18 protein-coding genes and 1 pseudogene are annotated in these 24,229 nt (G+C 74.0%); 13 read left to right on the top strand and 6 right to left on the bottom strand.

The window, feature by feature from the left end:
- Positions 1–14 precede the first annotated feature (14 nt).
- The gene (locus tag ACIO92_RS18785) at positions 15–2,432 is read right to left on the bottom strand and encodes a penicillin acylase family protein (protein ID WP_402282006.1); all 2,418 of its coding nucleotides are present in this window, start codon (positions 2,430–2,432) and stop codon (positions 15–17) included.
- A 305-nt stretch (positions 2,433–2,737) separates the two neighbouring features.
- On the opposite strand from ACIO92_RS18785, the gene ACIO92_RS18780 reads away from it, so the two are divergent.
- Entirely contained in the window at positions 2,738–4,255 is a 1,518-nt protein-coding gene (locus tag ACIO92_RS18780) for a fatty acyl-CoA synthetase (protein WP_366441881.1), read from the top strand.
- 437 nt (positions 4,256–4,692) lie between these two features.
- Here ACIO92_RS18780 and paaK read toward each other — a convergent pair whose 3' ends face one another.
- Positions 4,693–5,979, bottom strand: coding sequence for a phenylacetate--CoA ligase PaaK (gene paaK / locus ACIO92_RS18775; protein ID WP_402282009.1), 1,287 nt, complete (start codon positions 5,977–5,979; stop codon positions 4,693–4,695).
- Positions 5,980–6,255: 276 nt separating this feature from the next.
- Here paaK and ACIO92_RS18770 point away from each other — a divergent pair, with 276 nt between their 5' ends.
- The 4 genes from ACIO92_RS18770 to ACIO92_RS18755 all read left to right on the top strand — a co-directional run bounded on the left by ACIO92_RS18770 (position 6,256) and on the right by ACIO92_RS18755 (position 10,393).
- Positions 6,256–7,479: a cytochrome P450 gene (locus tag ACIO92_RS18770; RefSeq protein ID WP_402282011.1), complete on the top strand. Its 1,224-nt coding sequence runs from the start codon at positions 6,256–6,258 to the stop codon at positions 7,477–7,479.
- Positions 7,480–7,495: 16 nt separating this feature from the next.
- On the top strand, positions 7,496–8,083 hold the full coding sequence (locus ACIO92_RS18765; protein WP_366441878.1) for a cupin domain-containing protein: 588 nt from the start codon (positions 7,496–7,498) through the stop codon (positions 8,081–8,083).
- Positions 8,084–8,349: 266 nt separating this feature from the next.
- Positions 8,350–9,516, top strand: a complete 1,167-nt coding sequence (locus ACIO92_RS18760) for a cytochrome P450 (RefSeq protein ID WP_401237158.1) — start codon at positions 8,350–8,352, stop codon at positions 9,514–9,516.
- 67 nt (positions 9,517–9,583) lie between these two features.
- Entirely contained in the window at positions 9,584–10,393 is an 810-nt protein-coding gene (locus ACIO92_RS18755) for a GNAT family N-acetyltransferase (RefSeq protein WP_402282014.1), read from the top strand.
- 2 nt (positions 10,394–10,395) lie between these two features.
- Here ACIO92_RS18755 and ACIO92_RS18750 read toward each other — a convergent pair whose 3' ends face one another.
- Positions 10,396–11,211, bottom strand: coding sequence for a pentapeptide repeat-containing protein (locus tag ACIO92_RS18750; protein ID WP_401237159.1), 816 nt, complete (start codon positions 11,209–11,211; stop codon positions 10,396–10,398).
- Between the two features lie 100 nt (positions 11,212–11,311).
- Between ACIO92_RS18750 and ACIO92_RS18745 the strand changes: the two genes are divergently transcribed.
- From ACIO92_RS18745 to ACIO92_RS18735, 3 genes and pseudogenes are all read left to right on the top strand, one after another.
- Positions 11,312–11,434: a hypothetical protein gene (locus ACIO92_RS18745; protein WP_401237160.1), complete on the top strand. Its 123-nt coding sequence runs from the start codon at positions 11,312–11,314 to the stop codon at positions 11,432–11,434.
- A gap of 193 nt (positions 11,435–11,627) precedes the next feature.
- Positions 11,628–11,897: pseudogene (locus tag ACIO92_RS18740) on the top strand (alpha/beta fold hydrolase); the annotation flags it as partial.
- Between the two features lie 15 nt (positions 11,898–11,912).
- A complete protein-coding gene (locus ACIO92_RS18735) occupies positions 11,913–12,644 on the top strand; it encodes an alpha/beta fold hydrolase (RefSeq protein WP_402282016.1) in 732 nt (243 codons plus the stop codon).
- A 122-nt stretch (positions 12,645–12,766) separates the two neighbouring features.
- Here the strand turns inward: ACIO92_RS18735 and ACIO92_RS18730 are convergent, their stop codons facing one another.
- From ACIO92_RS18730 to ACIO92_RS18720, 3 genes are all read right to left on the bottom strand, one after another.
- Positions 12,767–13,630 (bottom strand): DUF3592 domain-containing protein, encoded by an 864-nt coding sequence (locus ACIO92_RS18730; RefSeq protein ID WP_402282018.1) that lies wholly within the window; start codon positions 13,628–13,630, stop codon positions 12,767–12,769.
- Positions 13,631–13,687: 57 nt separating this feature from the next.
- Positions 13,688–14,371 (bottom strand): hypothetical protein, encoded by a 684-nt coding sequence (locus tag ACIO92_RS18725; RefSeq protein WP_402282020.1) that lies wholly within the window; start codon positions 14,369–14,371, stop codon positions 13,688–13,690.
- Positions 14,372–14,625: 254 nt separating this feature from the next.
- Positions 14,626–16,263, bottom strand: coding sequence for an acyl-CoA synthetase (locus ACIO92_RS18720; RefSeq protein ID WP_402282022.1), 1,638 nt, complete (start codon positions 16,261–16,263; stop codon positions 14,626–14,628).
- 184 nt (positions 16,264–16,447) lie between these two features.
- Between ACIO92_RS18720 and ACIO92_RS18715 the strand changes: the two genes are divergently transcribed.
- The 5 genes from ACIO92_RS18715 to ACIO92_RS18695 all read left to right on the top strand — a co-directional run bounded on the left by ACIO92_RS18715 (position 16,448) and on the right by ACIO92_RS18695 (position 24,174).
- Positions 16,448–17,248, top strand: a complete 801-nt coding sequence (locus ACIO92_RS18715) for a crotonase/enoyl-CoA hydratase family protein (RefSeq protein ID WP_366441902.1) — start codon at positions 16,448–16,450, stop codon at positions 17,246–17,248.
- A gap of 419 nt (positions 17,249–17,667) precedes the next feature.
- On the top strand, positions 17,668–18,627 hold the full coding sequence (locus ACIO92_RS18710) for an OB-fold domain-containing protein (protein ID WP_366441870.1): 960 nt from the start codon (positions 17,668–17,670) through the stop codon (positions 18,625–18,627).
- Positions 18,624–19,685 carry a thiolase domain-containing protein gene (locus tag ACIO92_RS18705; RefSeq protein WP_401237163.1) on the top strand — a complete coding sequence of 354 codons (1,062 nt, stop codon included), beginning with the start codon at positions 18,624–18,626 and terminating at the stop codon, positions 19,683–19,685. The genes ACIO92_RS18710 and ACIO92_RS18705 overlap by 4 nt, the downstream gene beginning before the upstream one ends.
- Complete coding sequence (locus ACIO92_RS18700; protein WP_366441868.1) at positions 19,675–20,841, top strand: thiolase domain-containing protein; 1,167 nt, start codon at positions 19,675–19,677, stop codon at positions 20,839–20,841. The genes ACIO92_RS18705 and ACIO92_RS18700 overlap by 11 nt, the downstream gene beginning before the upstream one ends.
- 507 nt (positions 20,842–21,348) lie before the next feature.
- On the top strand, positions 21,349–24,174 hold the full coding sequence (locus ACIO92_RS18695) for an ATP-binding protein (RefSeq protein WP_401237244.1): 2,826 nt from the start codon (positions 21,349–21,351) through the stop codon (positions 24,172–24,174).
- Positions 24,175–24,229: the final 55 nt, after the last annotated feature.

Raw genomic sequence — 24,229 nt, 5'->3', positions numbered from 1 at the left:
GGGCTTTCCGCCGCTCAGCCCCTGACCACCACCACCCGCAGCGCGGGCGAGCTCAGGATGTCCTTCTCGCAGAACCGGGACGTCACCCAGCGCCCGCCCGCGTACAGCCGGGTCTGGTCGGCGTGGTGCGGCGACGCCGGGTTCGACGACTGCGAGTACGAGAGCAGGGTCCGGGCCACCGGGCACCGGCCGCCGTCCCAGCCGACCGCCTGCACATGACTGGTCCCGTGCGCGACCTCGGTGTAACCGCCGCCCGCCGCGTTCCACACGGGCTCCGTCTTGTTCCAGACGCCCAGCGACTCCGTGCCGCCGCCCACCGGGATCCGCTGCCCGTTCCGCACGACGAACTGGTGCGCGCCGAGCGGCGCGTCCAGCGCGATGCCCGCCGCGCGCAACTCCGCCACCGCGTCGCCGAGCGCCTTCGCGAAGCCCGCCGCCCCCGTGTTCACGGTGTGAGGGGTACGGACGGGGTCGGCCGCCGAGAACGGCACCTGCCACTGCTGAGCCGACGGCACCGTCGCCGTGAACCTGCGCCAGAAGCGGTCGAAGAGCAACGCCCCCCGGCTGTCCGTGTTCATCGTGCGGTCCCAGGCGCCGATCACCCGGCACGCCTCCGTGTCGTCCGGAAGCGCCGCGGGACAGGCCCGTGCCACGTCCGCCGCCGCCAGGTCACCGATCGGTGCCCGGTTGGCGAACTGCTGCCGCTGGAGGTCGGCCACCCTCAGACCGCCGCGCGCCGCCATGGCCGCCACGTCCTCGACACCGCCCCGGGTGCGCGGCGAACGCTGGGTCCCGATCGTCCCGAAGACCCGCTCGTAGCCGGTCAACGGCCGCTCGGCATGGGTCAGCCAGGCACTGTCGTTGGAGTTCACCACGTACGGGGTGTCCCGGAGCACCGGCATCCTCGCCGGGCCGAACACACCCGGCTGCACCGCGTCCGGATCGGAGCCGAGACCGCACTCGGCGCGCGAACCGTCGAGCACCGCGACCCCCGAGGCCGGATAGGTCACCCGGCCGAGCGGGGTCGAACAGCGCGCCGCGAGATCGTCGGTGATCCGGGGCAGCACCTGCGCCTGGGTGAACAGGGAGCGGCCCGCCGAGTCCGCCGCGACCGTGTTGACCCAGGGCAGCCCCTGGGTCCTGCGCAGCACCTCCGACAGGTCCCGGGTGGAACGCGCCTTCCCGAAGCCCAGCGCGGTGTCGGAGCCGCGCAGGTTCGCCGCGTTGGGGTCGTTGAGCGCGTACGCCGTGGTCGTCGTCCACGGCAGCGGCAGCTGCGGCCCGAGCCCGCCGACCACCGGTCCGTACCGGGTCCACCACTGGGTACGGGAGACCGGCGTCCCGTCCTTCACGGCCACCGTCACCCGGCGCTCGGTCATCCGCTCGGGACGGCCGTCCACCAGATACGCGGTGGGGTCGCCCGGCACGAGCGCCAACTGGTGCAGATTGAGCGGGACGCCGGTGGCGACGGTGTGGCTCCAGGCGACCCTGTCGTTGAAGCCGATGTTGACGACGGCGGTGCCGAGGAGCGAGGCACCCGAGACGTTCAGCTCGCCGGGAATGGTCTGCTGCGACTGCCAGAAGCGGCGTCCGCCCTGCCAGGGGTAGTGCGGGTTGCCCAGGAGCAGCCCGCGCCCGTTCGCCGTCGTGGCGCCCGAGAAGGCGACGGCGTTGGAACCCATGGTGGCGTTCTCGGGGGCGAACAGGGCCCGTGCGGCCTCGGCGGTCCGCTCCGGGTCCGGCCCCTCGCCGGACCCGCCCGCCTCGCCCGCGCCCGGTGCCGTCCCGGCGCCCGCGGCTGCGGGCGGCCGGGCGGCGGTGATGCCGTCGACGGCCCGGCCCTGTCCGCCGAGGACGGAGACGGCGAAGCTCCGCCGGGCGACGTCCAGCGCGGTCACCGGACGGACCCAGTCGGCCCCCGCGCAGGCCGGGTCCGTGATCCGGTTCCCGCGCAGCCAGGCGTTGTACCCGGCGGCCCAGCCCCGCATCAGCTCCTTGACGTCATGGCCCGGCCCGGCGGGCGCCGGGGTCGCGAGCAGGCCCTCGACCGTCCCCGCGTCCTTGACGCCCCGGAAGTACAGGTCGCTGGAGAGGTTCGTGGCGGCCGAGGAGAGCGAGCCGTCCGGGGCGGCCTCCGGGCCGAAGTGACGGGAACGGTCCCCGTTCACGGTGAGGAAACCGTCCGCGAGCACACAGACCTGGTCGGCGGCCTGTGCCCACCCCGTGCCGAAGCCGAGGTCCGGGTAGCTCCGGGCCACGATGTGCGGGATGCCGTATTCGGTGTACCGGATGACGGCCGACAGGCCCCGGTCGGACGGCCGGTGGTCCCGGCCTCCGGGATCGGCGACGGCGGAGCCGGGAGCCGTGGCCGTGACCACGGCGACGGCGGCGCAGGCGAGCGCCAGATGTTTCAGACGCGTGCGGAGGTGCAACGTGCCTCCCAACGGAAGGATGAACACTGCCGGTCGGCCCCATGCACCCAGCCCCGCGCCCCCCGTGTCAACAGGACGTCCGGCGTCCGAGGCGTGACGTCCGAGGAACGATGCCGGAAGCACGGCCGGGCGGTTCCTTCCGGATGACGCCGGTCGGGCCCGCCGCACCCGGTGCGGTGCGGTGCGGTGCGGTGCGTCGGGTGCGGCGGGCCCCACGGATCACTCAGGAGTCGGCGACGACGGTCCGGTCGTGGCGTGCCGCAACCCACTTGACCTTCCGTCCGCCACCCGCCGAGGATCAGCGCATGGACCGACTCATCAGCCGTACCGTCGACGGTTTCGTGCGGGCCAGCGCCCGGCGCGTACCCGACCGCGTCGCCGTCCGGTACGCCGACCGGAGCTGGACGTACGCCGAGCTCGACGCGGCCGTCTCCACCGCCGCGGCCGTCCTGCGGGAACCGGAGCACGGCCACGGACTGCCCGAGTACGCGAGGGTCGCCACCTACGGCCACAACTCGGACGTCTACCTCGTGGCGTTCCTCGCCTGTGCGCGGGCGGGCCTGATCCATGTGCCGGTCAACCACCACCTGGTGGGCGAGGACCTCGCCTACCTCCTGGAACAGTCGGACACCTCCCTCGTCCTCGCCGATCCGGCCCTCGCCGACCGGATTCCGGACGGCTTCCCGGTCAAGGCACTGCGGGACGCGCCCGGTTCGCTGCTCGACGCACTCGCCGAACCGGAGCCGTTCTCCACCGACCGGGACGCCCGGGACCTGGCCCAGCTGCTCTACACCTCGGGCACGACCGCACGGCCCAAGGGCGCGATGATGACCCACCTCGCCCTCGCCCACGAGTACGCGAGCGCGATCGAGGCCCTCGACCTCAGCGAGGACGACCGGCCGGTGCACGCGCTGCCGCTCTACCACTCCGCCCAGATCCATGTCTTCCTCCTCCCGTACCTCGCCGTCGGCGCGGAGAACACGATCATCGACGGGCCCGACCCGGCGGTCCTGTTCGACCTGATCGAGGCGGGCCGCGCCGACAGCCTCTTCGCCCCGCCCACCGTGTGGATCGGCCTCGCCGACCACCCCGGCTTCGCGGAACGCGACCTGTCCGCCCTGCGCAAGGCCTACTACGGCGCGTCGATCATGCCCGTGCCCGTCCTGGAACGGCTCCGCGCCCGGCTGCCCGCACTGCGGTTCTACAACTGCTTCGGCCAGTCCGAGATAGGCCCCCTGGCCACCGTCCTCGGCCCCGACGAGCACGAGGGCCGGATGGACTCCTGCGGCCGTCCCGTCCGGCACGTCGAGGCCCGGATCGTCGGTGAGGACGGCGAGGACGTCCCCGACGGCACACCCGGCGAGATCGTCTACCGCTCCCCGCAACTGTGCTCGGGCTACTGGCGCAAGCACGAGGAGACGAAGGCGGCCTTCCGGGGCGGCTGGTTCCACTCCGGCGATCTCGCGGTCCGCGACGCCGAGGGCTACCTCACCGTCGTGGACCGGGTGAAGGACGTCATCAAATCCGGGGGAGTCCTGGTCGCCTCCCGCCAGGTCGAGGACGTGCTCCACACCCATCCCGCCGTCGCCGAGGTGGCGGTCGTCGGCCTGCCCGACGACCGCTGGGTCGAAGCCGTCACGGCGGTGGTCGTCCCGCGCGGCGAGGTCACCGAGGCGGAACTCCTCGCCCACGCCCGGGAACGGCTCGCGGGCTTCAAGACCCCGAAGCGCGTCCACTTCCTGTCCGAACTGCCCCGCAACGCGAGCGGCAAGATCCTCAAACGCGAACTCAGGAACCGCTTCGCTCCCCACCCCCCGACCTGACCTCCACCCCCACCACCGGGGGAAAACCCTCCGCGCGACGGCCTGCCGCCCCTCCGCGCGACGGTCGGCCGCCCTCCGCGCGGCGGGCGGACCGATCTTCCCCGGACCCTCGCCCGCGGGTGCTCCCCGAGGGTGGAGACGGCCCACCAGCCGGACCAGTGCCCAGGCCCCCGTGCCCCTCGCTCGTCGTGACCGGCCGTTCCTCCGCGTGGTCGTCCGCAGGAGGCGTCCCCGGGCTCCCCCGATGGCGGTCTCCGGAGGGAGGAGCCGGGGGAGGCACCCTTCCCGGGCTTCTCCCGAAGCCGCCACCGCCGCCCCGCCACCGCCGCCCCGAAGCCGCCCCCGCCGCCCCGCGCCGCTGTCCCCGCCGTCTCCCTCCGCCGCCCCGCGAGGAGTGCGTCCCATCCGCTTCGGCAGCTCCTCCCGCGCCCTCCCGCTCACTCCCTCCGCAGGTCCACGATCCGCTTGATCTTGCCCACCGACCGCTCCAGCGTCTCGGGGTCCACCACCTCGACCCCCACCGACACCCCGACGTCGTCCTTGACCGCCGCCGCGATCCCCCGGGCCGCCTCCGCCCGCTCCTCCGGCGTGGCCCCGCGCCGGGCCTCGGCCCGTACCGTCAGGGCGTCGAGGCGCCCTTCCCTCGTCAGCCGCAACTGGAAGTGCGGGGCCACCCCCGGTGTGTGCAGCACGATCTCCTCGATCTGGGTGGGGAAGAGGTTCACCCCCCGCAGGATGATCATGTCGTCGCTGCGCCCGGTGATCTTCTCCATCCGCCGGAACACCCGTGCCGTCCCCGGAAGCAGCCGGGTGAGGTCCCGGGTCCGGTAGCGCACGACCGGCATGGCCTCCTTGGTGAGCGAGGTGAAGACCAGCTCGCCCTCCTCCCCGTCGGGCAGGACCTCGCCGGTGAACGGGTCCACCACCTCCGGGTAGAAGTGGTCCTCCCAGATGTGCAGCCCGTCCTTGGTCTCGACGCACTCCTGGGCCACACCGGGGCCGATGACCTCCGACAGGCCGTAGATGTCGACCGCGTCGATCGCGAAGGCCTCCTCGATCTCCTTCCGCATCGCCTCCGTCCACGGCTCCGCACCGAACACCCCCACCTTCAGGGACGTCGAGCGGGGGTCCACGCCCTGCCGCTCGAACTCGTCGAGGAGGGTCAGCATGTACGAGGGGGTCACCATGATGATCTCGGGCCGGAAGTCCTGGATCAGCCGCACCTGCCGGGCCGTCATGCCGCCCGACGCGGGGATCACCGTACAGCCGAGGCGCTCCGCGCCGTAGTGGGCGCCGAGCCCGCCGGTGAACAGGCCGTAGCCGTACGCCACGTGGACCTTGTGGCCGGGGCGGGCCCCGGCGGCGCGCAACGAGCGGGCCACGACATCGGCCCACATGCCGAGGTCGTTCTCCGTGTAGCCGACGACGGTGGGCCTGCCGGTGGTCCCGCTGGAGGCGTGCAGCCGCCGTATGCGGGACTGGTCGACGGCGAACATCCCGAAGGGGTAGTGGTCGCGGAGGTCGGCCTTGGTGGTGAACGGGAACCGGGCCAGGTCCGCGAGGGTGCGGCAGTCGTCGGGCGTGACCCCGGCGGCGTCGAAGGCGCGCCGGTGGAAGTCCACGTTCGCGTAGACGTGACGCAGGGTCGCCCGCAGCCGCTCCAGTTGGAGGGCCGCCAGCTCCTCGCGTCCGAGCCGTTCGCCGCTGTCCAGCAGTTCCGTCATCACGTCACTCCTCCACGGTCGTAAAACGGGCGACCGATCATTCGGTAGATGCGCTCACGGCCAGTAAATCCGGAGGTACCGGGGGGTTGGCAAGGGGTCACGACCCTGATCTGCGCCGGGGGAACCCCGACAGGGGCGCGCGAACACCCGTGCGACCCGTTCTTTTCGCTTCCGGATCACACCTTTGTGTGCTTTCCGTGCCGAGCAGGCGTCGGCCGCGGAGCACGGGGGGAAGACCTCGAACGCATCCAACAACGGAGACAGGTCCCCCCCTTCATGCTCGACACACACGTCCCCGGCGCGGCGGACACCCCGCACGTCCACTTCTGGGCCGTGCCCGATCTCACCGGGCTCGACTTCGACCCCCTGCTGGCCAAGCTGCTCCACGAGGACCCCGTCACCCGGGTCCGGCTGCCGCACGGCGAGGGTCACGCCTGGCTCGTCACCCGCTACGAGGACGTCAAGTTCGTCTCCGTCGATCCCCGCTTCAGCCGCCAGGCCGTGTGGGGCCGCTCGGTCACCCGCGTCGCCCCCCACTTCATCCCGATGGAGGGCGCCGTCGGGTTCGCCGACCCGCCCGACCACACCCGGATGCGGCGGGTCGTGGCCCGTGCCTTCGGCGCCCGCTCCCTGCGGTCCCTCCGCGACCACGCCCAGAACGTCATGGACGGTCTCCTGGACCGCGTCGAGGAGGAGGGCGCCCCCGCCGACCTGGTGGAACTGGTCAACCGGCCGTTCCCGCTCGCCGTGGTCAGCGAACTCATGGGCGTTCCCGGGGGCGACCGGCCGCTGATGGCCCACTGGTCCGACACGATCATCTCGGCCGCCGCCGGGCGTGAGGCCAGCGAGCGGGCCAAGTCCGACATGGGCCGCTACTTCACCGAGCTGGTCGGCCGCAGCCACGGCACCGGCAAGGAAACTCTCGCGGCCGTCCTCGCCGACGCCGTCGACGAGGACACCCTCACCGAGCACGAGGCCGTCGGACTCGCCGTACTCATCCAGATCGGCGGCGCCCACGCCGTCCGCAACAACAGCGCCAACATGGTGTACGCGCTGCTCACCCACCCCGAGCACCTCGCCCGGCTGCGCGCCGACCCCGGACTCGTCCCGCACGCCGTCGACGAACTCCTCCGCTACATCCCCCACTGCAACGCCGTCGGGCTCTCCCGGATCACCCTGGAGGACGTCGACGTCGGTGGCGTCACCATCCCCGCCGACGAGCCGGTCTACGTCTCCTACCTCACCGCCAACCGCGACCCCGACGTCTTCCCCGACCCCGACCGGCTCGACTTCGACCGCGGCTACAACCCGCACGTCGCCTTCGGGCACGGCCCCCACTACTGCCCAGGCTCCGCGCTCGCCCGCATCGAGGCCGAGATCCTCGTCGAGTCCCTGTGGGACCGCTTCCCGGACCTGCGGCTCGCCGTCCCCGAGGACCAGATCCGCTGGCAGCGCGGAGCCCTCATCCGCGGCCCCGAGACCCTTCCGGTCACCTGGTGAGAGGAACACACACCCCGTGACAGCCACCGCGATCGGACCGGGCGGAGGCCTCATCGTGCCGCCCGGCCACGGCAAGACGCTGACGACCGCCGCCCAGCACGTCACCTTCAAGGTGACGGGCGAGCACTCCCGTGCCGCCTCCACCTTCGAAGTCGTCGTGCCCCCGGGCTTCGACGTCGGCGCCCACGCGCACGGACGCAGCGAGGAACTGTTCTACGTCCTGGAGGGGGAGCTCGACGTCCTCGCCTTCGAACCGCTCGTCCGCACCAAGGACAGCTGGCGGGAATGGGAGTCCGCGTCCGGACAGCGAGCCGTGCGCGCGGCCCCCGGCACCCTGATCCTGGTCCCGCCGGGCTGCCCCCACGCCTTCGCCAACCCCACCGGAGAACCCGTCCGCATGTTGTTCCAGGCCTCGCCGCCGCCCGACCACGAACGCTACTTCGAGGAACTCATGGACATCCTCGGCTCCGGCGGCGAGGTCGACCACGCCGCCGTCGAAGCGCTGCGCGTCCGCTACGACATCGACCAGATCACCCCGCTGCGGCACGACGCGGGCCGGAGCGCCGCACCACCGGCCCCCGCGACGACGGCCCCCGTCCCATGAGCCCGCCCGACCGCCCCGGCCCGCCGGACCCTTCCGGCCCACGCGACCGTCCCGGCCAGGCCGACCCGCACGGTCCGCCCGGCCGCGCCGACCGGCCCGACCGGCCCGGCCCTCCCCGCCCGCCCGACCGTCCCGCTCCACAGGGCCGACCCGACCCGTACGACCGCCCCCACCCACCCGACCGGAAGGGCCCTCCCGGCTGCCCCGTTCCGTACGACCCTCCCGTTCCGTACGACCGTCCCGGTGCGGTCGTCCACGACTGGGCCGTGGACCCGCTCCCCGGCACGGTCTTCGACCCCTTGCCGCACCGGCTCCTGCGCGAGGAGCCGGTCGCCCGGGTCCGGCTCCGTCACGGCGAGGGCGACGCCTGGCTGGTGACCCGCTACGAACACGTGAAGCAGATCGCGGCCGACCCGCGCATGAGCCGTGCCCTCACCGTCGGGCGGCCCGTCACCAGCATGACCCCGCACACCCTCGCCCCGGCCGGTGGAGTCGGCCGCGCCGACCCGCCCGAGCACACCCGGCTCCGCAGGCTGATCGCCCCCACCTTCGGACGCCGCCGTATGCGCGCCCTGCGCGACCACACCCGTGAGCAGGCCACCGAACTCGCCCGCCGCACCGCCGAGGCGGGCCCGCCCGCCGACCTCGCCGAGACCTTCATCGGCCCGCTCTCCTCGACCGTCGTCGCCGAACTCCTCGGCGTCCCGCCCGCCGACCTCGACCGGGTCGAACAGTGGCGCGCGGGCATCCTGTCCAGCGACACCACCGCGGCCGAGGGAGAGGCCGTCAAGAAGGAGATCGCCGGATACTTCGCGGACCTCGCCCGACAGCGCGCCGACCGTCCCGTCGACGACCTGCTCAGCGAGCTGGCCGGAGCCCGCGAGACCGGCGGACTCAGCACCCAGGAACTGGTCTCGACGGCCGTCATGCTCACCCTCAACGGACTCGACGCCGTCCGGAACATCGTCGCCACCATGGTCTACGTGCTCCTCACCCACCCCGAGGAGACGGCCAGGCTCCGCGCCGACCCGCGCCGCCTGCCGCTCGCCGTCGACGAACTCCTCCGCTACATCCCGCAGCGCAACGGCGTCGGGATGCCCCGGATCGCCACCGCCGACATCGAGGTCGGCGGCGTCACCATCCGCGAGGGCGAGGCGGTCTACGTCTTCTACCCCGCGGCGAACCGCGACCCCACCGTCTACACCGACCCCGACCGGCTCGACCTCGAACGGAACGAGGCCCCGAACCTCGCCTTCGGCCACGGCGTCCACTACTGCGCCGGAGCCCAACTCGCCCGGATGGAAGCGGAAGTGATGCTCGAAACCCTCCTCGACCGCTTCCCCCGGCTCGACACCGCCGTGCCGCCCGAGCAGATCGCCTGGCGCACCGGAACCGTCAACAGAGGGCCCGTCACCCTGCCCGTGACCTGGTGAGACGAGAGCGGGGAGCCGGGGGCGAAACCCGTTGCGGCGCTCCCCGCCCGGATGCTGGAGTGACACCATGGACCCCCAGCACCTCCTCGGCCTGTACGACCGGCAGCTCCGCCGCGAAGCCCGCCCGGACGGCCCCGGCTGCCGTGTCGAGCACATCGACGGCGTCGTGCGCCAGACCGGACCGGAGCACGCCTGGAACGGTGTGCTCTGGTCCGGTCTCGACGCCCGGACCGCCGACGCCGCCGTCGCCGCGCAGATCGCCCACTACCGCGCCGCCGGGCTCCCCTTCGAATGGAAGCTCTACGGCCACGACACCCCCGCCGACCTCGGCGACCGTCTCCGCGCCGCGGGCTTCCCCCCCGAGGACCCCGAGACCCTGATGGTCGCCGAGGCCGACGCCCTGCCGGACGTCCCCGTGCCCGACGGCGTGGAACTCCGCGAGGTCACCGACGAGACCGGTGTGCGCCAGGTCGTCGAGATCCACACCCGTGCCTTCGGCACCGACAGCGGCCATCTCGGACCGCGCCTCCTGGAACAGCTCGCCGCCGACCCCACGACCCCGCCCGCCGTCGTCGCCCTCGCTGACGGCGAACCCGTCAGCGCCGCCCGGCTCGAACTCACCCCCGGCACCGATTTCGCGGGCCTGTGGGGCGGCGGCACCGTCGAAGGCTGGCGGGGACGCGGCCTCTACCGCGCGCTCGTCACCCACCGCGCCCGGATCGCGGCCGCGCACGGCCACCGCTACGTCCAGGTCGACGCGGCCGACACGAGCCGCCCGATCCTGCGGCGCCTCGGATTCCTCACCCTGTCCACCACCACCCCGTACACGTACGACCCCCGCGCCGGACACGGGCAGGACGGCACGGACGCCCCGTGACGTCAGGGCGTCCAGTGCGCCGGACGCTCGAAACCTGCCGGGAGGACGGTCCCCGCATCCCCGCGCGCCGCGTTCAACTGGGGCTGGGTGAGGAACAGGGCGCCCGTGAGATCCGCCCCCGACAGCTCGGCGTCCCGCAGGTCGGCGCCGATCAGGTCCGTGAGCGACAGATCCGCCCCGGTCAGATCGGCGGCTATGAGCAGCGCCCCGCGCAGATCGGTGCCCCGCAGCTTCGCCCCGCGCAGCCGCTTCCCGATCAGGTCCGCCCCGCGCCTGCTCCTCGGCCTCCCGCCGACCGTGGCGCGGACCAGTTCGCTGGTGCGCAGCAGCAGCCGGTTCACCTCGGCGCGCACCTCGGACACGTCCAACCGCTCCAGCCGGTCCGCCGGGGCCCCGGCCAGCTCCTCGACGCGGGCGAGCGCCGTCCGCAGCCCGGAGTGCACCGGCCGCGCCGCCGGACGGTCCAGGGCCTCCGTGAGATAGCGCAGCAGCTCGTGGAGCTGGCGCACCACGTGGAAGACGTCGTACATCTGCCGGGCGGTCCCCGGGGCCTCCCGCCAGGACACGCCGCCGAAAGTGACCTGGGAGACCCGCTGACCGGCGCCGAAGCAGTCGTACACGGTGCAGCCCTGGAAGCCGCTCGGCCGCAGCCGGGTGTGGATGCCGCAGCGGAAGTCGTCCCGGAGGTTCCGGCAGGGCTCGCCCGACGCCTTGTCCACGGCGAAATCGGCCGATTTCGCGAAGGGCAGCGCCACACAGCACAGACCGAAGCAGTTGGCGCAGTCTCCGCGCAGCGCGGACTCCCGGGTGTCGGGCACGATGAAACGATTCCTTCGCTGGTCGGGACGATCCGCCCACCGTATCGCGCCCGTCGAAATCGCTTGCGAGGATTCTCGCGGGGCGGTGAGGATCGGCCCCATGCCGCACTTCACGACGTACGACGGGACCGAACTCGCCCATCGGGTCGTGGGGGAGGGGGAACCGCTGGTGTGCCTGGCGGGCGGGCCGATGCGCGACGCCGACCACCTCGCCCCCCTGTAGGCCGCCGCGCACCCCGAGCGGGTCCGGTCCCTCGTCCTCGTCACCTCCGTCGGCCGCGCGCTCGGCATCGGCACCACGGACGAGGAGCGGGACGCGGTGGTGGAGGGCTTCGCCGACCGGCCCTAATACCCGGAGGCCCGCGCGGCCCTCGACGCGATCGGCCCGGACGGACACCCCGTCGTCCCGCGTCCGCGAGGCCGTCGCCCCCTTCACGTACGGCCGCTGGGACGAGCCCGCCCGGGAGCACGCGGCGACCGAGGCGGCACAGACACATCAGGAGGCCGCCTCCGCCCATCACGGCGAAGGGGCGTACGACCCGGAGCCCACCCGCCGGGCGCTGGCCACGCTCACGGCACCGGTCCTGGTCCTGGCGGGGGAGCGCGACGCGGGCCCCACCCCGGCCACGGCGGCCGAGGGCGCGGCCCGCTTCCCGTCGGCGGAACTCGTCGTCCTGCCGGGCGCCGGGCACTACCCGTGGGTGGACGACGGCCCCGCGTTCGTCCGCGAGGTCGCCGCCTTCCTCGACCCGCAGGTGCGTACGGTCACGGCGGACGGCGTCCGCCTCGCCCACCGGGTGAGCGGCCCCGAGGGCGCCCCGCCGGTCGTCCCGGTCCACGGGCGCGGCGAGAACGCCACCACCTGGGACCGGATCGCCGCCGAACTCGCCGCCGACCGCCGGGTGTACGCGGTCGACCTGCGCGGCCACGGCCTCAGCGACCGGCCCGGCGGCTACGGCTTCGACGCCTTCCGCGACGAACTGGGCGGCTTCCTGAAGGCCCTCGGGCTCATCGGCGCCACCGTCGTCGCGCACTCGATGGGTGCCGGAGCGGCGTGTCTGCTCGCCGCGCGCGAGCCCGGACTCATCGGCGGGCTCGTCCTGGAGGAGCCCCCGGTCTTCCTCCCGCTGGACCCGCCGCGCCCGCCCGCCGTACGCCCGGCGGGCGCCCTCGGCTTCGACCGGGAGATCGTCCCGGCCACCGACACCCAGCTGAACGATCCGGAACCGTCCTGGTGCGAGGGGCTGTCCGCGATCACCGCCGACACCCTCGTCGTGGCGGGCGGACCGGCCGGCCATGTGCCGCAGGACCAGCTCTCCCGGCTGGCCGGGAGCGTCCCCGGCGCCCGGCTGCTCACGATCGCGGCGGGCCACCTGGTGCACACGGAGCGGCCGGAGGAGTTCCTCGCGGCGCTGCGGGAGTCCGGCGTCTGACGGACGAGCACCCGGGCGGGGCCGGGGGCCGTACCGCGGCACCGGACCGTAGGAACGACCGCACGCCCGAGGACGCCGGGCCGGTCCGGGGTGACCGGCGGGGGCGGAAGGGCGCTTGAGGATCAGAGCATCGCGAGGCCCACCAGCGCCGTCACCACGAGCACCACGACGGCCAGGACGTTGACCGTCACGTCGGTCTCCTCGGAGCGGTGCTCGGCCGCGCGGTCCAGTGTGAACTCGGCGGGATCGGACGGCGTGTAGTGGATCGTCACGTCACGGCCGTAGGCGTCGGCGGGGTCCGGAAGGTTCGCGGCGCAGTGGGCGACGACGTTCGTGCCCGCGCGGGTCGTGAACGACACGACCGGGGTGACGGTCGTACGGGTGTGGCCGTCGTCCTCGTCGACGCTGACGTCCTTGAGGACCGCGACGACCCGCCCCCGGACGCTCTCCATCGCGGCCAGTCTTTCCAGGCGCCGGTTCTTGGCGCGGACGGTTCCGGGCAGATGGGCGGCGGCGGTGACCGCCCACGGCCAGCCGAAGCCGATCAGCGTCCACGGCCACCCCCAGGCGAGCGCGGCGAGGACCACCAGACCGGCGTAGACGAGGAAGAGGGCGGTCATCGGCCACCCGAGCCCACGGCCCGCTTCCTCCGGGGCGGGGGAGAACCGGTAGGCGTGCGGCGCGCCCCGGGGATGGCTGACCCCGATCTCCCGGCCCTCCCAGGCAGCGGTGATCGTCTCACCGCGGTCCCCGTCGTTCGTCACGACGACGTCCTGCCCGGTCACCGGGTCGCGGTAGGAGACGACCACCGATATCCCGCCGTGCCGGGATCCGCCGTGCCGGGGCTCCCGCACCCGGGTGATCCGCCCCGCGAGCCGGACCGTCCGCTGTGCCTTCGTCACCCCGGCCAGTGATCTGATGAGCCCGACCACGGCCGTCGCGGCCCACCCCGCGCACCACAGCACCACGAACTCGTCCCACCCCATGAGCCCTCGTCCTCCCGTTCGTCCCACCGCCGCGCCGCCATCGTGCCCCGCCGCCGGTCATCGCGGCCCGAGGTCCGTGGACAACGACGAGACGGACCGCCCGGGGGTTCCTTCGTCGCCGGGTGGGCCGAAGAGGTCGGCGCGGAACAGCAGGAGTACGGCGGCCACGCCGAGCAGCAGCCCGAGGAAGGGGAGGAGGGAGCCGAGGCAGCCGTTCGGGACCTCGTGCCGCAGGACCGGACCGGGCGCCGGGTCCACTCGCGCCACGGCCGCCCGTTCCTCCCACCACGGTGTCGGCCGCCGTACGATCCGGGTCTTCCAGGGCCGCCGCGACGGGTGCTCCACGACCACCACCCCGCGCGGCCGGTAGCCCGGCAGCTCCGAGAGGTGGACGTCCTGCCGCATCTCCACGCGGAACGGGGGCGCGTCGTCCGGCGCCACCGACAGCACGAACCGCACCGGTACGTCGCTGGCCTCGCCCTCGGCGGCTTCGAACTCCTCGATCGCGGCGAGCGAGGTGCGCGGCACGTCGGCCGCCTCCCGGGCCGCGCGCGGACGGGTGACGAGGAGGAAGAACAGCCCGAAGAGCGCGAGCAGCACAAGACCCGTGACGACCAGGGGAGTCACGCCGACGACGAAGCCGCCGACGAGGGCGGTCAGCGACGCGCCGGTCACCCCGCCCGCCAGGAACCCCGGGGCGAGGTCGGCGGGCGGGTGGCGCGGGGTCGGCGCGGTCGGCATGGGCCGATTGTGCCCGCGCCGGACGACGACGGACAGCCCCGGGAGCGCCCGGCGGTCCGGCGGTCCCGGGGCGGGGTCTTCACTCCCGGTGCTCCGACCAGCCCGGCGGCGGGGTTCCGGTCCCGGTCGTCCGACCGCCTGGCCGTGGGCCTCAAGTCCGGCGGCCGAGCAACCACGGGGGTCGCCGCCCCTGCGGTCCGGCCGCCACGCGCGGGCCCCGGTCCCGGCCGTCCGGCCCCTCCGGCGGGGGCTCCTCAGCCCCGGGGCCCCTCCGCCGCGTCGGCGTCCACCGCCACCGTACGGGCCCAGCGGTAGTCCGCCTTGCCGCTGGGGGAGCGCTGGACGCGGTCGGTGAGGACCAGCTGGCGCGGGACCTTGTAGCCCGCCAGGCGCGCCCGGCAGTGGTCCTGGAGGGACGCCAGGTCCAGCGGCGGGGCGTCCGCGCGGAGCTGGACGACGGCGGCGACGTGGTTGCCCCAACGCGCGTCGGGCACCCCGGCGACGAGTGCGTCGTACACGTCGGGGTGGGCCTTCAGAGCCTGCTCCACCTCCTCCGGATAGACCTTCTCGCCGCCCGTGTTGATGCACTGGGAACCCCGCCCCAGGACGGTGACCACACCGGACGCGTCCACGGTCGCCATGTCCCCGAGGAGGACCCACCGCAGCCCGTCCCGCTCGAAGAAGGTCTCGGCGGTCTTGGCCGGGTCGTTGTAGTAGCCGAGCGGTACGTGGCCGCGCTGCGCCAGACGGCCGGTCTCACCGGGGGCGACCGGGGCGAGCGTCGCCGGATCGACGACCTGCGTGCGCTCGTTGACGTGCAGCCGGAAGCCCTTCGCGGGGCCCGAGTCGTCGGTCGCGCGCCCGTTGGAACCGGACTCCGTGGAGCCGAAGTTGTTGAGGAGCAGGACGTGCGGCATCAGCTCCTGGAGCTGCGCCCGTACGGTCTCCGACATGATCGCCCCGGACGAGGAGAGGCTGAACAGGGCGGACAGGTCGGTGTCCTTCAGCGGGCCGCGCAGCGCGTCCACCAGCGGCCGCAGCATCGCGTCCCCGACCAGGGAGATGCTGGACACCTTCTCCTTCGCCAGGGTGCGCAGCACCTCCTCGGGGACGTACTTGCGGTGCAGGACGACCCGCTGCCCGTAGTCGAAGGCGATGAACGCGGTCAGCGTGGACGTGCCGTGCATCAGGGGAGGCGCGGGGAAGAAGGTGATGCCCGCGCCCCCGGTGGCGACCCGTTCGGCCAGTTCCTCGGGGCGCTTCACGGGCTCCCCCGAGGGATCGCCGCCGAACAGCCCCGCGAAGAACAGGTCCTCCTGGCGCCACAGCACGCCCTTGGGCATCCCCGTCGTCCCACCGGTGTAGATGATGAAGAGGTCGTCGCCGGAGCGGGGCCCGAAGCCGCGTCCGGGCGAGCCCGAGGACTCCGCCTCGGTGTACGCCACGCAGTCGAGCGGCGGGGCGTCCCCGGGCGGGGTCCCCACCCGCACGAGGTGCCGCAGCTTCTCCGTCTGCGGCAGCGCCGCCGCGACCCGCTCGGTGAACTCGGCGTCGAAGACGAGGGCGGCGAGGTCGGCGTCCCGGTAGAGGTAGACCAGTTCCTCCTCCACGTACCGGTAGTTCACGTTCACCGGCACGATCCGCGCCTTCAGGCAGGCGAGGACGGTCTGGAGGTACTCGATCCCGTTGTAGAGGTGGAGCCCCAGGTGTTCGCCGGGCCGCACGCCCGCGTCGAGGAGGTGGTGGGCGACGCGGTTGGCCGCCGCGTCCAGCTCCGCGTAGGTGAGCCGGCGCTCCTCGCCCGTGCCGGGGTGGTCGACGTACACCAGCGCCTCGCGGTCGGGGACCACGTCGACGACCGATTCGAACAGGTCGGCAAGGTTGTACTCCACCGTTCCTCCTGACCCCGGCTCGTGCTGACTGATGCGGGTGCGCACTGGCTCGGCGGTCATTAGAGCGCCGACCGCCCGAGGGTGGAAGGGGGTGCGCAGAAGAATCTGACTGACTGTCAGAAAACTATTGAACTGGACCCCCGGCTCCTGCAACCTGTTCCAGAACTGGAGACGGGAGGCCCCCATGGGCGGCACCGAACACCTCAGCGTCCGGCGCGAAGGCGCCACGCTCGTCCTCACCCTGAACAGGCCCGAGGCCAAGAACGCCCTGTCGCTGCCGATGCTCGTCGGCCTGTACGACGGCTGGCTGGAGGCCGACGCGGACGACGGCGTCCGCTCGGTCGTCCTCACCGGCGCGGGCGGCGCGTTCTGCGCGGGCATGGACCTCAAGGCCCTGGCCGGAAAGGGCATGGAGGGAGAGCGGTACCGGGACCGGCTCAAGGCCGACCCCGACCTCCACTGGAAGGCGATGCTGCGCCACCACCGGCCCCGCAAACCCGTCATCGCCGCCGTCGAGGGGCACTGCGTCGCGGGCGGCACCGAGATCCTCCAGGGGACCGACATCCGGGTCGCGGGCGCCTCCGCCACCTTCGGTCTCTACGAGGTCCGGCGCGGGCTCTTCCCCATCGGCGGCTCCACCGTGCGGCTGCCCCGGCAGATCGCCCGTACCCACGCGCTCGAAATGCTCCTCACCGGCCGCCCGTACGGCGCGGAGGAAGCCGCCCGCATCGGACTCGTCGGCCGGGTCGTCCCCGACGGCACCGCCCTGGACACCGCACTCGACCTCGCCGAACGCGTCAACGCCTGCGGTCCGCTCGCGGTCGAGGCCGTCAAGGCCTCCGTCTACGAGACGGCCGAACTGACCGAGACGGAGGGGCTGGCCGCCGAACTCGGGCGCGGCTGGCCGATCTTCGACACGGCGGACGCGAAGGAGGGGGCACGGGCGTTCGCGGAGAAACGGACACCGGAGTTCCGCCGGGAGTGACGGCGGCGGCCCGCCCCGGGGCCGGATCCCGTCGTGCACGACGCCCGCCCCCGCGGTCCCGGGGTCCCGTCGGGCGGGACGTTCCCGTCACCCGCCCGAGATCCCGGCGGCTCATCGAGAACGAACCTCCCGGCCTCCGCCCGGAGTCCCGGAAGACCGGTCAGGAACAGCGTCCCCGGTCCGCTCCCGGCAGGGAAGTCCGGGCGAGCGGCCCCCCTCCCCGGAGCCGGAGCCGGGCCGGGAGCGGCGTTCCCCGTCCCTCTCCGCCGCGTCCGGGGCGGAGCCCGTACCGACGAGCCCGTACCGACGAGCCGAGCCCGTACCGACGAGCCGAGCCCGTACCGGCGAGCCCGCGCGGCGGCCCCCGGCCGGACCCCGCCCCACCCCCACGCCGCCCCTCCCGACACAGGAGCCCGCACATGACCGTCACCCCACCGCCGGAGACCCTCCGAGCCCCCCTCGTCGTCGAGTTCCCCTTCACCCGCTCCCTCGGCCCCGTCCAGTCCGCCTTCCTCACCGGACTCCGCGAGCGGACCGTGCTCGGCGTCCGGACCACGACCGGCGAGGTCCTCGTCCCGCCCGTCGAGTACGACCCCGCCACCGCCGAGGAACTCTCCGACCTCGTCGAGGTCGCCCCCACCGGCACCGTCACCACCTGGGCCTGGAACCCCCGCCCCCGCCCCCACCAGCCCCTCGGCACCCCCTTCGCCTGGGTGCTCGTCCGGCTCGACGGAGCCGACACCGCCCTCCTGCACGCCCTGGACGCCCCCGGTCCGGAAGCCGTCCGCACCGGCGCCCGGGTCCGGATCCGCTGGGCCGCCGAACGCACCGGCGCCATCACCGACATCGCCTGCTTCGAGCCGTACGACAGCGACCCCGGCGGCGCGGCGAGCCCCCACGACGGACGCTTCGACACCCCCGTCACCGGCATCGTCGCCCCCGCCCGCCTCGACTACACCTACAGCCCCGGCCGCGCCCAGACCCGCTACCTCGAAGCCCTCACCGAACGCCGTACCGTCGGCGAACGCTGCCCCGTCTGCACCAAGGTGTACGTGCCGCCCCGAGGCGCCTGCCCCACCTGCGGGGTCGCCACCACCGACCGGGTCGAGGTCGGCCCCAGCGGCACCGTCACCACCTTCTGCATCGTCAACATCAAGGCACGCAACGCCGACATCGAAGTCCCCTACGTCTACGCCCACATCGCCCTCGACGGCGCCGGGCTCGCCCTCCACGGACGCATCGGCGGCATCCCCTACGACGAGGTCCGCATGGGCCTGCGGGTCGAGCCCGTCTGGACCGACGGCGGCCGGTACCCCGACCACTACCGGCCCACCGGCGAACCCGACGCCGACTACGACACCTACAAGGAGCTGCTGTGAGGCCCGACCGAGAGGTGGCGATCGTCGCCTTCGCCCAGAGCGACCACCGACGGCGCACCGACGACCTCTCCGAGGTCGAGATGGTCATGCCCGTCCTCCACGACGTCCTGCGGCAGACCGGCCTGAAGACCGCCGACATCGGCTTCACCTGCTCCGGCTCGTCCGACTACCTCGCCGGACGCGCCTTCTCCTTCACCATGGCCCTCGACGGCGTCGGCGCCTGGCCGCCGATCTCCGAGTCCCACGTCGAGGCCGACGGCGCCTGGGCCCTGTACGAGGCCTGGGTCAAGCTCCTCACCGGACAGGCCGACACCGCGCTGGTCTACGCGTACGGCAAGTCCTCGCCCGGCTCCGTCCGCGACGTCCTCACCCGCCAGCTCGACCCCTACTACCTGGCCCCCCTCTGGCCCGACTCCGTGGCCCTCGCCGCCCTCCAGGCGCAGGCCCTCATCGACGCGGGCGACACCGACGAGGAGGCCCTCGCGGGCATCGCGGCCCGCAGCCGCGCCGACGCCACCGGCAACCCGCACGCCCAGCTGCGCGGCGCCCGCCCCCGGGGCGACCGGCTCGTCGGCCCCCTCCGCACCGGCGACTGCCCGCCCATCGGCGACGGGGCCGCCGCCGTGATCCTCGCCGCCGGTGACCGCGCCCGCGAACTGTGCGCCCGCCCCGCCTGGATCCGGGGCATGGACCACCGGATCGAAGCCCACTCCCTCGGCGTCCGCGACCTCACCAGGTCACCCTCCACCCGCCTCGCCGCCGAACACGCCGGAGCCTTCGAACGGCCCGTCGACACCGCCGAACTCCACGCCCCCTTCACCTCCCAGGAAGTCGTGCTGCGCAAGGCCCTCGACCTCGACGACGGCGTGCTGATCAACCCGTCCGGCGGAGCGCTCGCCGCCAACCCCGTCATGGCCGCCGGGCTCATCCGGCTCGGCGAGGCCGCCGCCCGCGTCCACCGGGGCGCGTCCGACCGGGCCCTCGCCCACGCCACCTCGGGACCGTGCCTCCAGCAGAACCTGGTGGCCGTCCTGGAAGGAGAACCCCATGTCCGCTGAGCCCGTGGCCGTCGTCGGCATCGGCCAGACCAAACACGTCGCCGCCCGCCGGGACGTCTCCCTCGCCGGACTCGTCCGCGAAGCCGCCGTCCGCGCCCTGGCGGACGCGGAACTGACCTGGGCGGACATCGACGCCGTCGTCATCGGGAAGGCACCGGACTTCTTCGAGGGCGTGATGATGCCGGAGCTGTACCTCGCCGACGCGCTCGGTGCGGTCGGCAAACCCATGCTCCGCGTGCACACCGCCGGATCCGTCGGCGGCTCCACCGCCCTCGTCGCCGCCAACCTGATCGCCGCCCGCGTCCACCGCACCGTCCTCACCCTCGCCTTCGAGAAGCAGTCCGAGTCCAACGCCATGTGGGGCCTCTCCCTGCCCGTCCCCTTCCAGCAGCCGCTGCTCGCGGGCGCCGGGGGCTTCTTCGCCCCGCACGTCCGCGCCTACATGCGCCGCACCGGCGCCCCCGACGCGATCGGCTCCCTCGTCGCGTACAAGGACCGGCGCAACGCGCTCAAGAACCCCTACGCCCACCTCCACGAGCACGACCTCACCCTGGAGAAGGTCCGGTCCTCCCCGATGCTCTGGGACCCCATCCGCTACTCCGAGACCTGCCCCTCCTCGGACGGCGCCTGCGCCATGGTCCTCACCGACCGCACCGGCGCGGCACGCGCGCCCCGCCCGCCCGCCTGGATGCACGGCGGGGCGATGCGCAGCGAACCCACCCTCTTCGCGGGGAAGGACTTCGTCTCGCCCAGGGCGGGCCGGGACTGCGCCGCCGACGTCTACCGGCAGGCGGGCATCACCGACCCGAGGCGCCAGATCGACGCCGTCGAGATGTACGTGCCGTTCTCCTGGTACGAGCCGATGTGGCTGGAGAACCTCGGCTTCGCGGAGGAGGGCGAGGGCTGGAAGCTCACCGAGGCGGGAGTCACCGAACTCGACGGCGACCTGCCCGTGAACCCCTCCGGCGGAGTCCTCTCCACCAACCCCATCGGAGCCTCCGGAATGATCCGCTTCGCCGAGGCGGCGCTCCAGGTACGGGGAGAGGCGGGAGAGCACCAGGTGGAAGGCGCCCGCAGGGCCCTCGGCCACGCCTACGGGGGAGGCGCGCAGTTCTTCGCCATGTGGCTCGTGGGAGACACACCGCCCACCGGCTGAGCCCGGCGGAAGCCCCTGCCGGAGCCGGTACGGAACCGGAGCGGGACCGTCCCCGGGACGGTCCCGCTCCGGGCGGGCCGGACGGCCGACCGGCGCACACCGGACCGGCCGGGCGGCCGACAATCGGGGGAGGCCGCCTCCACGTTTGCCCGGCACGGGGCCCACCAACCGGCGTACGCTGGGGTTTTCGCGGGGCTACCCGCCGGGCATCCCGATCGTGCGCCCGGCGCACGCCCCCGGTGGTGGGGGTGGAACGTGGCACAGCGGAACGGTCGGACGGCCCGTCGTGGGCTCGGCCTCTTCGAACGGGAAGCGGCGCTCAACGCGGCCGAGGAGGCCCTCGACCTGCTGACCGGCCTCGTCGGCGACCCGCCCTGGCCCGACCGCGCCCCCGCTCTCCGCCCGCACCTCGTCGCCCTGCCCGGACTCGGACACGAGGAGGCCAGGTCCCGTACCGGAAGCACCCCCGCCACCGACGAGGGGACCACGGCCGGCCCCCGCCCCGGCATCCCCGCCACCGAGGCGGGCGAACACCCGCCGGGAGCCCGGCGCGGCGGCATCCTCGCCTACGCCGCACCCGCCGGACTCGGCAAGACCACCCTGCTGACCGAGATACGGCGCCGCGCCGCCGCCCGCGGCTGCACCGTGCTCTCCGCCCGGGGCGGCGACCAGGAACAGCAGGTCGCCTTCCACGTCGCCCGGCAGCTCCTCCAGCCCCAACTGGCCCACGCCACCGACACCGAGCTGCGCGAACGGCTCGGCTCCTGGTACGACATCGTCGGCCCCGCCCTCGGCCTGCGCGCCTCCGACGAAGGGTCGCCGCCCGACCCGCAGGGCCTGCGCGACGGACTCGACTGGGTCCTCACCCACCTCGCCGTCCGCCGCGCGCCCCTCGTCGTCGTCCTCGACGACGCCCACTGGGCCGACCCCGAGTCCCTGGGCTGGCTCGCCGCGTTCGCACCGCGCGCCGAAGAGCTGCCCATGCTCCTCGTCGTCGCCTACCGGCCCGACGAACTCCCCGACGAAGGAGTCGAATTCACCGGCCGCAGGTCCGGACAGCGCCCGCTCGGACTCGCCCCGCTCACCTCCGACGCCGTCACCCGGCTCATCCGCGACCAGGTGGGCGCCCACGCCGACGAGGTCTTCTGCCACGACTTCTGGACCGTCACCTCGGGCAACCCCTTCGAGGCGGTGGAGCTCGCCGCCAAGGTCCGCGACCACGGACTCACGCCCACCGCCGACTCCGCACCCGCGCTCCGCGACCTCGCCGCCGCCCTCAAGGGCACCGGACTCGTCACCCGCCTCGAACGGCTCGGCACCGCCACCGTCCGCCTCGCCTGGGCCTGCGCCGTCCTCGGCACCGAGATCTCGCCCCAGCTCGCCGGCTCCGTCGCCGGGCTCGGCGGCGAAGCGGTCGCCGACTGCGCCGCCCGGCTCCGCGAGGCCCGCGTCCTCGCCGAGGCGGAGCACCCCGACGACCCCCTCCAGTTCGTCCACCCGCTCATCGCCAGCACCGTCTACCGCTCCATCCCCGACGGCCTGCGCGTCGCCCTGCACGGCCAGGCCGCCTGGTGCGTCGTCGACGCGGGCCTCGGCCCCACCGCCGCCGCCCGCCACCTCCTGGAGACCCACCCCGAGGGCGACTCCGGGGTCGTGCACCAGCTGCGCGCCGCCGCGAGCGAGACCCTGCGCGCGGGCGCCCCCGACGCGGCCCGCCGCTACCTCGCCCGCGCCCTGCGGGAACCGCCCGCCCCCGCCGACCGGGCCGCCGTCCTCTTCGAACTGGGCTGCTCCTCGCTCCTCACCGAACCCGCCACCACCGTCAACCATCTGCGCGCCGCACTGGAGGAGCCCGTGGCCGACCCGGCGCTGCGCCACGGCATCGTCTACCGGCTGGCCCAGGTCCTCGCCCACAGCGACCGGCTCGTCGAGGCGTCCGACCTCCTCGGCTGCGAGGCCCGGCAGGCCACCGACGCCCGCAGCCGCCTGCGGATGCAGGCCGAGAAGTTCATGTGGGACGCGCTGCGCGCCGACGAACCCGAATCACCCGCCCGGTCCCGGCGCCTCGCGGCCCTCGCCGACCGGCTCACCGGCCGGGACGTCACCGAGCGGTACATCATCGGACTCCGCGCCTGGGACGCCACCCTGCGCGCCGAACCCTCCTCCATCGCCCTCAAACACGCCGAGCGCGCCCTCGAAGGCGGCCTGACCTGGGCCGACGAGAGCAGAGGCTTCGAAGTGCCCGTCCTCGTGGCCCTCCTCCACCTGTACGCCGACCGGCCCGGCCGCGCCGAGGAGCTGTTCGCCGCCGGAACCGCCGAGTTCGAGAAGCAGGGCTGGCGCGGGGCGCACCTCGCCTTCGCGTACACCCTCATCGGCTACATCCGCTTCCGTCGCGGCCGGCTGATGGAGGCCGAGGACTTCGCCCGCGCCGGACTCCGCCTCGCCGAGCGCGTCGGCGCCCGCACCCCGGCCCTCTGGTACGCCACCGGTGTCATGATCGAGGTCCTCATCGCCCGGGGCCGTACGGACGAGGCCGAGCGGGTCGCCCGCGAGCACGACTTCGGCGAACCGTTCCCCGCCGCCGTCACCATCCCCGACTGCGAGACCGTCCACGCCGAACTGCTGCTGGCCACCGGCCGCACCCAGGAGGCCGCCGAGGAACTGGCCGCCGTCGGCAGACGCCTCGACCCGCGCGGCAAACGCAACCCCTCCTGCTGCCCCTGGCAGCTCCACCTCGCCCTCGCCGAGGCGGCGACCTCCCCGGCGAAGGGCCTCGCCACCGCCCACGAGGCCGTCGCCCGCGCCCGCCAGTACGGCGCGCCGTCCGCGATCGGCCAGGCACTCCGGGTGGCCGCCGAGGTCTCCGAGGGACCCGAGCGGATCAAGCTCCTGGAGGAGTCCGTCGACTGGCTCGACCAGTCCCCGGCCGCCTACGAGCTGGCCCGCTCCCTGGTCGCGCTCGGAGCGGCCCTGCGCCGCACCGAGCGCGCCGCGGAGGCGGCCGAGCACCTCTACCGGGGCCTGGAGACCGCCCAGGACTGCGGTGCCGACGCCCTCGTCGAGACGGCACGGGCCGAGCTGGCGGCGGCCGGACTGCGCCCCCGCGCGCTCCATCCGGCGGGCACCCACAGCCTCACCGCCCGTGAGCGGGCCGCCGCCAACCTCACCGTCCGCGACCAGGACGCGGCCACCGTCCTCGGCACCGACCCGACCGCCGTCGCCCACCTCCTCTCGGCCGTCTACCGCAAGCTCGGCACCGACCGGACAGGACTCGACCAGGCCCTGCGGAACACCGGAGGAGACCCCTCCGAATCCGCTGGACGGGAGTGAGCGCCGGGAGCCGCCCGGCGCGTCGCGTCGCGCGCCGGGGCACGTACCATGGCCG

The organism is Streptomyces sp. NPDC087215, from assembly GCF_044744885.1.
Lineage (GTDB): Bacteria > Actinomycetota > Actinomycetes > Streptomycetales > Streptomycetaceae > Streptomyces.
Note: the sequence above shows the minus strand (reverse complement) of the source record. Positions and strands in the feature narration are given on the sequence as shown.